Here is an 11,644-nt window from a genome sequence, read left to right on the forward strand (position 1 = left end):
TCCGTTGGGAGACGATGACGACCGTCGCAGTTGCCGATACCTCGCCCAACGCGGCGCGCACGCGTGCGTCGGTCCGCACGTCGAGCGCGGAGAAGGCGTCGTCGAACAGATAGAGGGCGGGTCGGCGGATCACCGCCCTTGCGATGGCAATTCGCTGCCGCTGACCACCCGAAAAGTTGATCCCGCCCTGCGCGACGGGCATCTTCAGACCCTCCGGGTGAGCGGACACGAAACCATCGGCCGCGGCGACCCTTAGCGCATCCCACATCTCATCGTCGGTCGCGTCCGCCTTTCCGTACCGGAGGTTCTCGGCCACCGTGCCGGAGAACAGGTAACCCCGCTGCGGCACCAGACCGATCGTCGCCCAGAGGGTCTCGACGTCATGATCGCGGACGTCGACGCCGTCGACCGCCACCGAACCCCCGGTCACGTCGAACATCCGGCAGATCAACGAGATCAGCGTCGACTTGCCCGATCCCGTCGACCCCACCACGGCGGTGGTGGTGCCGGGGCGCGCCGTCAGCGAAATCCCTTGCAGCACCGGGCGGTCGGCACCTGGGTAGCTGAACGTGGCGTCCCTTATCGTGATCTCGCCCGCCGTGGAGACGGGCCGCACCGGCCGATCCGGGCTGGCGATCGCCGGCGTCGTGGAGAGCACCTCGGAGATGCGCTCGGCGCACACCGAGGCGCGCGGCAGCATCACCAACAGGATCGTCGCCATCAGCACGGCCATCAGAATCTGCATGAAGTAGGAGAGGAACGCAATGAGCGAGCCGACCTGCATCTGGCCCGCATCGATGCGAATGCCGCCGAACCAGATCAACGCGACACTCGACACGTTGATCACCAGCGTCGTGATCGGCAGCATCAGCGCCTGCCAGCGGCCGACCGTCAACGCGGTGTCCGAAAGCGCTTGGCTGGCCTCGGCGAACCGGGCCCGCTCGAACGGCTCCCTGGCGAAGGCCCGGATCACGCGGATCCCCGCCAACTGCTCGCGCATCACCCGGTTGATGCCGTCGATCAGCTGCTGCATCCTGCGGAAGATCGGCAGCAGCTTCGACACGATCCAGTAGTTGGACAGCCCGAGCACGGGCACGCTGACGAGAAGCAGCCAGGACAACCCCGCGTTCTGATGCACCGCCATCGCGATGCCGCCGAGGCACATGATGGGCGCGGCGATCAGGACCGTGCACGTCATCTGCAACAACACCTGGATCTGCTGCACGTCATTGGTGGTGCGGGTGAGAAGTGATGGGGCACCGAACCGCGCTGTCTCCTCTGCGGACAACCCCGTCACGTGGTGGAACATCGCAGAGCGCAGGTCGCGGCCGAAACCCATGCCGACGCGCGAGCCGAAGTACACGGCGCCCACCGCGCACACCACCTGCAGCGCGGTGACTGCGAGCATCATCCCGCCGAGTTCGACGATGGTTCCGGTGTCGCCCTTGGCCACGCCGTCGTCGATGATCGCGGCGTTGATGGTCGGCAGATACAGCGACGCCAGCGTGCTGATCACCTGGAAGGTGGCCACGGTGAGCAGCGGCCTGCGGTACGGCCGTGCGTACCGTCGCAGCAGGCGCATGAGCATCCCGCTACTGTCGCACACCGTGCCGAGCGGGAACCTGTACGTCCATTCCTTGGAATTGCATGCGAAAACTCCAGGTCAGTCGGCATGTCGGTGGTTGTGCGCAGAGGCTGCCGCTACTATCGCGGGCGTGACGGGAAGAGGCGGAAGGCCCAACGGCGGGCGCAACGCGAAGGCGCTGGCCGTGGCCGCCGCGGCGATCTCGGTGCTGGCGGCCTGCTCCGGTTCCGATCAGCCGAGCGAACCCGGCGCACCGTCCAGCGACGCCCCGTCGGGCGCCATCAAGCACGGACCCACGTTCCAGGAGTGCGGCGGCATCAGCGACGAGACGATGGCCCAGCTCACCAAGATTCAGGGCCTGGTCAACACCGCGCGCACCTCGGTGGGGTGCCAGTGGCTCCTCGGCGGTGGCATCACGGGGCCGCACTTCTCGTTCAACTGGTACCGAGGCAGTCCCATCGGTCGGGAACGGAAGACCGAGGAGTTGCAACGCACCAGCGTCGAGGACATCAACATCGAGGGTCACGACGGGTTCATCGCCCTGAACGAGGTACCCAACACGCCCATTGGGCTGTGTGAGATCGGTATTCAGTTCGACGACGACTTCATCGAGTGGTCGATCAGCTTCGCCCAACAGCCGTACCCGGATGCGTGTGACGTCGCCAAGGAAGTCACCCGCCAGTCGATCGTGAACGCGAAGTGAGCGGGATGGATCGCGTCCGTCGGGGGACGGCGGGTGCGCTGGCGGTGCTCGCGACGGTGACGCTGGTAGTCGGCTGCGCGCGTGACGTCCAGGGTCAGGCCGTGAAGGCGGGCACCGGTGGCAACAACCCGCGCAACAACGATTCCGAGACGACGTACCCGAACCTGCAGAAGGAATGCGACGTCCTCACCACCGACGTCCTCGCCAAGACCGTCGGCGCGGATCCGCTGGACATCCAGAGCACGTTCGTCGGCGCCATCTGCCGCTGGCAGGCGCTCAACCCGTCGGGTCTGATCGACCTCACCCGGTTCTGGTTCGAGGAGGGCAGCCTCGACAACGAGCAGAAGGTGGCCGAGGCGCTGAACTACCAGATCGAGAATCGGTCGGTGGCGGGCGTGCAGTCGATCGTGATGAAACCCAACGACAACAGCGGCGCGTGCGGCGTGGCGAGCGACGCGGCGGGAGTGGTCGGTTGGTGGGTGAACCCCCAGTCGCCTGGCATGGACGCGTGCGGCATGGCGGTCAAGCTGATGGAACTGACGCTCAACACCAACAACTGACGGCCCAAAACCGCGGGGTTCATCGGGCGACGTGGAAGTCCACCAGCGTCGCGGAGCGGGGTTCCAGCTTGCCCCACGGCTGGCTGATGCGCAGCACTGCGATCGCGGAGGTGGGGAACTTCGCCGAGATCGCGTCGGCGACAGCGGGATCACTCTGATCGCCCGCCAAGCCGAGGGCCAGCACGGACATGGTGGGTTCGTGCCCGACCACCAGCAGGGTCGCGACGTCGCCGGCGATGGCGTTGACGAGGCGGATCACCGTGCCAGGCGTCGTGTCGTACAGGTCGTCGGCATAGTGCACGTCGGCGTCTTCTACGTCCAAGCCGGTGCGCGCCAAGGTCTGCCGGGTGCGGGTCGCCGTTGAGCACAGCACGGCGTCGACCCCTGCGGTGTTCGCCCGGATCCAGTCTCCCGCGAGAGCGGCCTCGCGGATGCCGCGTGGCGCCAGCGGACGCTCGTGGTCCGCCACGCCGTCGGGGTATTCGGACTTGGCGTGCCGCATCAGCAGCAGGGTGCGGTCGGAGGCGCTCATCGAACCCACCGTAATCCCACATGCCGGGCGAGGTCCACGGACTTGTCGGGCCACGGACCTACACTCGCCTTGCCCGCCACACGACGGGCTTCCAGAACTAGCCGAGGGAGGTCCGGATGCGCTTTCTGCACACCGCCGACTGGCAGCTCGGCATGACCCGCCACTTCCTCAACGGCGAGGCGCAGCCGCGGTATTCGGCCGCGCGGCGTGACGCCGTCGCGGGTCTCGGTGCGCTCGCCGCCGAGACCGGCGCCGAGTTCGTCGTCGTTGCTGGTGACGTCTTCGAGCACAATCAGCTCGCGCCGCGCGACGTCAGCCAGTCCCTCGAGGCCATGCGCGCGATCGGCGTCCCGGTGTATCTGCTTCCCGGCAACCACGATCCGCTCGACGCGTCGTCGGTGTACACCAGCTCGCTGTTCACCACGGAGCGGCCCGCCAACGTCGTGGTGCTCGATCGGGCGGGCGTGCACGAGGTCCGGCCCGGTCTGCAGATCGTCGCGGCCCCTTGGCGTTCCAAGAAGCCCCACACCGACCTCGTCTCCGAGGTGCTCGAAGGGTTGACCGCCGACGGCGTCACCCGCATCGTCGTCGGCCACGGCGGGATGGACCTGTTCGAGCCCGACCGCGACAAGCCCGCGCTAATCCGGCTGTCCGCGGTCGAGGCCGCCATCGAGCGTGGCGCCGTGCATTACGTTGCGTTGGGCGACAAGCACTCTCGCACCAAGGTGGGCGCGACGGGGCGGGTCTGGTATTCCGGCTCGCCCGAGGTGACCAACTACGACCACATCGAACCCGATTCCGGGCACGTGCTGGTGGTCGACGTCGACGAGGACGATCCCGCGCACCAGGTCGACGTGGCGTCACGCCGCGTGGGACGGTGGCGGTTCCTCACGCTGCGGGTCCCTCTCGATACCGCCCGCGACGTCGTCGATCTCGACATCAACCTCGATCAGCTCCCGGACAAGGAGCGCACGGTGGTTCAGCTCGCGCTCACCGGTGCGCTCACCGTCACGGACAAGGCGGCGCTCGACGCATGCCTTGACAAATACGCCCGACTGTTCGCGGCGCTCGGCACGTGGGACAAGGAGACCGACCTCGTGGTGCTGCCCGCCGACGGCGAGTTCGACGATCTCGGCATCGGCGGCTTCGCGGCCGCCGCGGTCGACGAACTGGTGGCCACCGCGCGTGAGGACGGCAAGAACGCCGACGACGCCAGAGCGGCGTTGGCGCTGCTGCTACGCCTTGCGGAGAAGGGAAGTGCCGCGTGAAGCTGCACCGACTCGTCCTACGGAACTACCGCGGAATCGCCCACCGGGACATCGAATTTCCCGATCGCGGTGTGGTGGTGGTGTCCGGCGCCAACGAGATCGGCAAGTCGTCGATGATCGAGGCGATCGATCTCCTGATCGAGGCGAAGGACCGCTCGACCAAGAAGGAGGTCAAGCAGGTCAAGCCGACGCACGTCGACGAAGGCGCTGAGATCACCGCTGAGATCTCCACGGGGCCATATCGTTTCGAGTACCACAAGCGTTTCCACAAGCGCCCCGAGACACGCCTGACGGTGACCGCCCCCCGCCGGGAACAGTTGACCGGTGACGAGGCGCACGACCGTGTGCAGGCCATCCTCGCCGAGACCGTCGACACCGATCTCTGGCGCGCCCAGCGCGTGCTGCAATCGGCGTCCACCGCCCCGGTCGACCTGTCGGGCTGCGACGCCCTGGCCCGCGCCCTCGACGTGTCGGCCGGACAGGTGGCTGCACTTGGTGCGTTGACCGGGTCTGAGCCGCTGCTGATCGACCGGATCGACGCCGAGTTCCGCGAGTACTTCACGGCGACCGGCCGGGCGACGGGTCCGTGGGCGGCGGCGGTCAGCAGGCTGCGCGAAGCCGATGACGAGGTGGCCAGGTGCCAGGCCGAGGTCGACGAGGTCGACGAGGCCGTGGCTCGGCACGCGACGCTGACCGACGAGTTGGCGCGGGTGTCCCTCGACCGGGTCGGGGCCGGTAAGCGTCTGGAACGGGCCCAGGCCGCGGCCGACACCGTCAAGCAGCTCACCGACCGACTGACGGCAGCCCGCGCCGTCGCGGAGGGGGCGGCGATGACGCAGGCCGCGTCGGACGCGGCGCTTGGCGAGCGCCGACGGCTGCGTGGCGAACTCGACGAGCGCGCGGCCACCATCGAAGGGTTGACGTCTTCGGCGGAGAGCACGTCCCGCGACGAGGCACGGGCCGCCGCGGACGCTGCATCGGCGGCCGCGGCCACCGAGGTGGCCCGGGCTGTGCTGGAGGAGCGTCGGGTTGCGCTCGACGCGGCGCGGGCCGTCGCCGAGCTCATCACGCGCCGCGACGAGGCGAACAAGTTGACGGCCAAACTGACCAGGGTCGAGATCGTCGATCGTGAGCTGGCCGACGTCACCGAGGAGCTCGGGCGGATCACGCTGTCCGAGGAGGTCATGCGCGACGTCGAGCTCGCTGCGCTGGCCACCGAGCGAGCCGCCGCCCAAGCCGAGTCGGCTTCCGCGCGGGTGGAACTCGACGTCGTGGACCACCTTCGAGTCTTGGTCGCAGGCAGGCCGGTTGATGTCGGGCCCGAGGCATCGTGGTCGCAGAACGTGACCACGCCGACCAACGTCGAAGTCCCGGGGCTGCTGACCATCCGGGTGGTGCCAGGATCGCCAGCCGCGGACTGCCAGGCGAAGCTCGACAGGGCGCGGCAGATGCTGGCGGTGTTGCTGGAGGAAGCCGGGGTCGCCGACGTGGACGCGGCCAGGGCGCTCGACCTCCGACGGCGTGGATTGATGGCGTCGCGGGAGCGGCTGGCGGCCACCAGGGACGCGCTTCTTGGCGACGATGCACTCACCGAGCTGCGGGTGCGGTTGGCGGAGTTGCGCAGTGCGCTCCATGACGCCCTCGGTGATGCCGTCGGTGACGTCACCGACGCCCACCCGTCCGCCGAGACCGCGGGCGCCGAACTGACCGCGGCCCGCAAGGCGCACCGAGACGCACGGGCGGCCTACGACGCGCAGCGTGACGTGGCGACCGCTGCCTCGGCGCGGGCAATGGCGGCAGCGGGTCAGGCGAGCGTCGTGCGTGCCAAGTTGACAACAGCGCACGGCGAGCTCGCCGTGGCGGCGGAACGGCTTGCCAGGCAACGTGAGTCGATCACCGATGACCAGCTCGCCATCCAGGCCCAGGCCGACGGTGAACGCGCCAGCCAGCTCGTTGCCCAGATCGCCGCGGTCGAGAGCGAACTCGCGGCTGCGCACCCGTCTGACGTCGCGGTGGAGCTCAAGGAAGCCACCCGCCTTGCCGCCGACCTCGGCCGCCGCCACGACGACGTCGGCGGACTGCTCCGCGAGGTGACCGCGCAACTCAGGGTGTACGGCACGGAGGGCAGGAAGGGCAGGCTCGACGCGGCTCAAGCCGTTCGCGAGCGCGCCCTCGGCGACCACGCCAGGATGCAGCGCCGCGCTGCCGCGGCGCAACTGCTGCAATCGGTGATGGCACGTCACCGCGACGAGGCACGGCTGCGGTACGTCGACCCGTTCCGCGCCGAGGTGGAGCGCCTCGGACGCATCGTGTTCGGCGGTGACTTCGAAGTCGAGGTCGACGGCGACCTCCGCATGCAGAGCCGCACGTTGGCAGGCCGCACCGTGCCCTACGACTCGCTGTCGGGTGGGGCCAAGGAGCAGCTCGGCATCGTGGCCCGGCTGGCCAGCGCCGCACTCGTCGCCAAGGAGGACGGCGTACCCGTCGTCATCGACGATGCACTCGGCTTCAGCGACGCCAACCGGTTGGTCAAGATGGCCGAGGTGTTCGACGCCGTCGGCGGCGACGGGCAGGTCATCGTGTTGACCTGCAGCCCGGAACGGTATGCGGCGATCGGCGACGCGCACCGCATCGAGCTCACGGCGTAACCGGCCGCGACGGCTTGCGTGTTGGTAAACGTGCACGAATCGCCGAGGTGGGGTCAGAAGTAGGCGTTGGCGGGCAAGGGAGTGCCGTGCAGCAGGTTCGCCCCGATTGCCACCGCCTTGTACGCCACCGGGTTGTGCAGCGTGATGGTCCGGATGTTGCGCCAATGACGGTCCAGGTTGCGTTGCCTGCTGGCCGCGCTCGCCCCGCCGAGCTCCAGAAGACGGCTGGCGGCCTCGGGCGCCACGTCGTCGAGGTGGACCTTGACCTGGGCAACCTTGAGCTGCGCCTCGGCGGCCAGCTCCGGGTCGGGGTTGCCGTCGGGTGTCGAGGCAGCGGAGTTCGTCGCCACCGCAATCGCCTCGGCGGCGTCGAGCACCGCGGCCCGCGCGATGGACGCCGTGCTGGCCAGCACCCCGAGTTGCCGCTGCAGGAGCGGGTCGTCGGTGGGGCGGTCGGCGGGCGCATGACTGAAACTGCGGTCTCGCGAACGCAACAGCGTCACGCCGTCGTCGACGACATTGGCCAGGACGCCTGCGACCACCGCGTGGATGTACAGCTGCAAGAACGCCCACTGCACGGTAGGTACGGGTTCGGAGTCGTACGGCGCGTCCACCAGAATCTCGTCGGACGTCACGCTGACGTGGCTGAAGGTCGTGGTGCCGGTCCCGGTGCGGCGCTGACCGAAGCCGTCCCAGTCGTCGACCAACTTCACGCCGGTGCGGTCGGCGGGCACCACCACGGTTGCCACGGAGTCGTGGTCGGTGGTCGCGGTGACGGTCAGGTAATCGGAGAACAGCGTGCCGGTGCTGTAGTACTTCTCGCCATCGAGGCGGAACCCACCCGTCGGTTCGGGCAGCAGGCGGGTGTTGAACACCAGGCTACCCACTGCGGCGGCGCCCTTCTCGCTGAATGCGTTGCCGAACAGCTTGCCGTCCGCCACCTTGCGCAGCCACGGCACCGACGCCGGGTCGTAGGTGCCTCCCCGGTCGCTCCGCTCCTGCCCGCCGGAGCCGCTGCGAAGGCGCTCCTCGACGAACCAGAAGTGCGTCCGGAAGATGTGCGCCACAATGGGATCGGCCTGAGCAACGTCGATCACCGCGGAGAATAGTTGCGGGACAGTCAATCCCGATCCGCCAAGCTCGCGGGTCAGGCGCAGGGTGCCGAAGCCCGCGCGCTTGAGGTCGGCGACCTGATCAAAGGGGTTCTCGTCATTGAGATCTCGGTCCTTGGCGCCAATCGAAAGGCGGCCCAGCAGGTCCTTCCACTGCGGCGTACCGGGGAGCGTGCGCGAGCTGTTCTCGACGGCGGTCATGGATCCGTTCTACGCAACGGCCTCCGGATGGGCACTGCTTTGGCTCGTGCCGAACCTAAGATTCGGCACAATGGATGACGATGACGATGAACGCCGGACCTCGCCGGGTCCACGACAAGCTCGCCGCGCTCCCCGGTGTCCGGTCGGTCCGCCGCCCGATCCGCCATGGCGAGCCCGAGGAATTCTCGCTGTACTACGTGCGGACCGGGCCCGAGTCGACGAATCCGCTGGTCATCATCCCTGGCGGCCCCGGCGCGGCGTCGATCGCCCTGTACCGGGGGTTGCGCAGACACGCGGCGGCGGCCGGGCTCGACGTCATCATGGTCGAGCACCGTGGGGTCGGAATGTCCCGGCACGACGATGAGGGCGCCGACCTGCCACCGGAGGCCTTGACGATCGTCGAGGCCGTCGACGACGTCGCGGCCGTGCTCGATGCGGAGGGAGCAGGCACCGCGGTGATCTATGGCACCTCCTACGGGACGTACCTGGCCGCAGGAGTCGGCGTGCGCCATCCCGGTCGCGTGCACGCGATGATCCTGGATTCACCCCTGCTGTCGGCCGACGACGTCGACGCGGTGCGCCACGCCATCCGGCGGGTGCTCTGGGACGGGGACGAGCCTGAGACGGCCGAGTTGGCGGCCAAGGTCCGTCGCCTCGTCGCCGACGGTGTCCTGACACCGACCGCCGCGCAGCTCGCCGCTGGGCTATACGGAGTCGCGGGCCCTGACGTGCTCCGACGTCAGCTGGACTTGCTGCTGACCGACCACGACTGGTTGTGGGGTGCGGTCGGGCTGGGCACCAAGCTGTTCTTCGAGCGCAAGACGCCGTACCACCACGAGCCAGACCTGGTCGAGCACATCGGCTACCGCGAGCTCAACTACGGTGCCGAGCCCGACGGCGGTCCGCTCGATCCAGCGGTTGCATTCCGCGAAATCGCCACCGGAGACGCCGATTTCGTCGGTGAGCCGTACGACCTCGTTGCCGCGATGCCCGGCTTCACCTGGCCGACGGTGGTGATCTCCGGAGGCAGGGACCTCACCACTCCGCCTGCGGTGGCGCACCACATCGCCCAGTTGATACCGGATTCGGTCCTCGTCGAGCTGCCCACCGCGGGGCACAGTGTCATCGACACCAGGGAACGCGCCGCGCTGGAGGTCGTGATGGCCGTCAACGCAGGCGCAATGCACGACCTGCCTCGGCGGGCAGCCGAACTCGACGCCGCGCCAAGCGTCCTGAGCGTGCGACTGCTGGTGTGGGCGATCGCCGCCGCTGCGGCGGCCGAGTCGGCGGTGCCGTCAGCCGTACCGCGCGCCGTGCGGCATGTGACTACTTGGTGAAGCCGACGATCGAATAGTTCAGATCGCCGATCCCGGCAGGCCCGAAGTTGGCCAGCGTGCTGCGCACCGCCACGTTGCCCGGCGACTGGAAGAGCGGCAGGCTGAATCCGATGTCCCAGATCAGCTTGTCGAGTTCGTTGGCCTTCGCCCTGGCGGTCGCCGGGTCTAGATCGGACAACGTCTCCTCGATCTTGGCGTCGATCTCGGGGCTGCCGATCTTGCCGAAGTTGCTCTCGCCGGTTGACAGGTAGATCTGGTTCAGTCCGGAGAACGGGAAGGCGTCTCCGGCCCAGGCGAATTGGGCGACGTCGAAGTTGCCGGGAATGATGTGGTCTGCGAACAGTGAGCCGCCAGCCACCGCGTTGAGTTGCAGGTCGACACCGATCTGGGCGAGGTTGCTCTGGGCAATCTGGCCGATCTGCCTGGTGCTCTGGGCGTCGTAGAACACGTCGCGAATGGTCAGCCTGCGGCCGTCCTTCTCACGGAACTGGCCGTTCATCTGCCAGCCCAGCGCGTCGAGGTCCTTCTTGGCGGCCTCCGCGTCGAACGGGATGGCGTTGTCCTGGTAGCCCTCCTGGCCCGCAACGTAGATGTGGTTGTTCAGCGTATGCGGTGCGTCGACGAGCCCACGCTGGCTGATGTCGGCGATGGCCTGCCGGTCGATCCCCTTGATGATCGCGACCCGCAACTTCGGGTCGGCCAGAATGGATCCGGGAGCGCCATTGAACGTGAAGTGGTACCAGCTGATGGCTGGGGCCCGCCGGATCGAGATGCCCTGCGTGCGTTGCGCAATCGTGAGGTCGTCCAGGCTCTGGAGCGCGACCGCATCCAGTGCGCCGTTCTGCAGCGCGGGGATCCTGGCCGGATCCGCGAGCACCGTGTAGGTCACCGAGTCGAGCTTCGGCGGCGTGCCCCACCACCTCGGGTTGCGGGTCAGCACGATCCGCTGCGCACCCTTGTCGGCGGTCGTGACCATGAACGGACCCGCCGACGGTCCGGGACCGTTCAGCTGGGCACGGTTGAACACCTCCGGATTGGCCGTCATGGTCTTTGGATACAGCATGCCGTTCCCCGCGAACATGCCCTTCCAGTCCGCGTAGTGGCTGGCGAACGTGATGACGGCCTGGCGGTCGTCGACACCCCTGGTGACCGATGCGACCCGCTCGCTGCCGTTGGGAGCCGAGATCAGGTAGGCGGGGTCGGTTCCCTTGGTGGCGTTGATCTGAGAGGCAATGTCCTCCCACGTGAACGGGGTGCCATCGGACCAGACGGCCTTCGGGTTGATGGTGTAGGTGACTTCCTGCGGGTCCGTCTTGGTTAGTTCGACGTTGGTGAAGTAGTCCTTGTTCACCGTGGGCTCGCCATCCGGGGTGATGAAGAACGCGCGCGGCATGGTCCAGCGCAACAACGGACCGAGTTCGCCGGGGCTGTCAATCTGCAGCGCGTTGAAATTCGCGGGATAACCGGGCAGCGCCAGCTTCAGGTCACCGCCGTCACGCAGGACGGCCGGATCCTGCGGATTGATGTCGTTGGACTTGCCGAGTTCGGCGTTGCCCCCCACCGGGGGCGGTGCTTCGCTACCGCCCGAGCACGACGTGATGAGGGAGACCGCGAGAAGGACACCGGCGAGACGTCGGATGATCATCCTGCAAATGCTAGTGGCGGCCGACGCCCTGGGCGCTCAGCAGGGCAACCCCC

General features: G+C 68.1%; 9 protein-coding genes. 5 read left to right on the top strand and 4 right to left on the bottom strand.

The genetic code is table 11. The features are described 5' to 3' along the window. Positions 1-1,588, bottom strand: a 1,588-nt coding sequence (locus ABW137_RS01855) for an ABC transporter ATP-binding protein (protein ID WP_526396300.1), incomplete at its 3' end; no start/stop codon positions are given. Positions 1,589-1,706: 118 nt separating this feature from the next. On the opposite strand from ABW137_RS01855, the gene ABW137_RS01860 reads away from it, so the two are divergent. Together ABW137_RS01860 and ABW137_RS01865 are read left to right on the top strand one after the other, a co-directional pair. Further along, positions 1,707-2,288 carry a DUF3558 family protein gene (locus ABW137_RS01860; protein ID WP_526396316.1) on the top strand — a complete coding sequence of 194 codons (582 nt, stop codon included), beginning with the start codon at positions 1,707-1,709 and terminating at the stop codon, positions 2,286-2,288. Positions 2,289-2,293: 5 nt separating this feature from the next. Then, the gene (locus ABW137_RS01865) at positions 2,294-2,848 is read left to right on the top strand and encodes a DUF3558 family protein (RefSeq protein WP_526396302.1); all 555 of its coding nucleotides are present in this window, start codon (positions 2,294-2,296) and stop codon (positions 2,846-2,848) included. A 19-nt stretch (positions 2,849-2,867) separates the two neighbouring features. Here the strand turns inward: ABW137_RS01865 and ABW137_RS01870 are convergent, their stop codons facing one another. After that, positions 2,868-3,380 (bottom strand): SixA phosphatase family protein, encoded by a 513-nt coding sequence (locus tag ABW137_RS01870; protein ID WP_526396304.1) that lies wholly within the window; start codon positions 3,378-3,380, stop codon positions 2,868-2,870. Positions 3,381-3,496: 116 nt separating this feature from the next. On the opposite strand from ABW137_RS01870, the gene ABW137_RS01875 reads away from it, so the two are divergent. Next, the gene (locus tag ABW137_RS01875; protein ID WP_526396306.1) at positions 3,497-4,648 is read left to right on the top strand and encodes a metallophosphoesterase family protein; all 1,152 of its coding nucleotides are present in this window, start codon (positions 3,497-3,499) and stop codon (positions 4,646-4,648) included. Further along, a complete protein-coding gene (locus ABW137_RS01880) occupies positions 4,645-7,296 on the top strand; it encodes an AAA family ATPase (RefSeq protein ID WP_526396308.1) in 2,652 nt (883 codons plus the stop codon). Before ABW137_RS01875 ends, ABW137_RS01880 begins: the two co-directional genes overlap by 4 nt. Positions 7,297-7,349: 53 nt before the next feature. Here ABW137_RS01880 and ABW137_RS01885 read toward each other — a convergent pair whose 3' ends face one another. Further along, on the bottom strand, positions 7,350-8,609 hold the full coding sequence (locus ABW137_RS01885; RefSeq protein WP_526396310.1) for an acyl-CoA dehydrogenase family protein: 1,260 nt from the start codon (positions 8,607-8,609) through the stop codon (positions 7,350-7,352). Positions 8,610-8,689: 80 nt separating this feature from the next. Between ABW137_RS01885 and ABW137_RS01890 the strand changes: the two genes are divergently transcribed. Further along, the gene (locus ABW137_RS01890) at positions 8,690-9,946 is read left to right on the top strand and encodes an alpha/beta fold hydrolase (RefSeq protein WP_526396312.1); all 1,257 of its coding nucleotides are present in this window, start codon (positions 8,690-8,692) and stop codon (positions 9,944-9,946) included. Here the strand turns inward: ABW137_RS01890 and oppA are convergent. Continuing rightward, the gene (gene oppA / locus ABW137_RS01895) at positions 9,936-11,591 is read right to left on the bottom strand and encodes an oligopeptide ABC transporter substrate-binding protein OppA (protein WP_526396314.1); all 1,656 of its coding nucleotides are present in this window, start codon (positions 11,589-11,591) and stop codon (positions 9,936-9,938) included. The two genes, ABW137_RS01890 and oppA, sit on opposite strands and share 11 nt — an antisense overlap. Positions 11,592-11,644: the final 53 nt, after the last annotated feature.

This window comes from Mycobacterium sp. (assembly GCF_040509115.1).
Classification (GTDB): Bacteria; Actinomycetota; Actinomycetes; order Mycobacteriales; family Mycobacteriaceae; genus Mycobacterium.

Bases quoted from the DNA above. Each gene is read 5' to 3' on its own strand.
- ABW137_RS01890 (WP_526396312.1), top strand. From the start codon at position 8,690: ATGACGATGAACGCCGGACCTCGCCGGGTCCACGACAAGCTCGCCGCG.
- ABW137_RS01870 (WP_526396304.1), bottom strand. From the start codon at position 3,380: ATGAGCGCCTCCGACCGCACCCTGCTGCTGATGCGGCACGCCAAGTCC.
- oppA (WP_526396314.1), bottom strand. From the start codon at position 11,591: ATGATCATCCGACGTCTCGCCGGTGTCCTTCTCGCGGTCTCCCTCATC.
- ABW137_RS01875 (WP_526396306.1), top strand. From the start codon at position 3,497: ATGCGCTTTCTGCACACCGCCGACTGGCAGCTCGGCATGACCCGCCAC.
- ABW137_RS01885 (WP_526396310.1), bottom strand. From the start codon at position 8,609: ATGACCGCCGTCGAGAACAGCTCGCGCACGCTCCCCGGTACGCCGCAG.
- ABW137_RS01865 (WP_526396302.1), top strand. From the start codon at position 2,294: ATGGATCGCGTCCGTCGGGGGACGGCGGGTGCGCTGGCGGTGCTCGCG.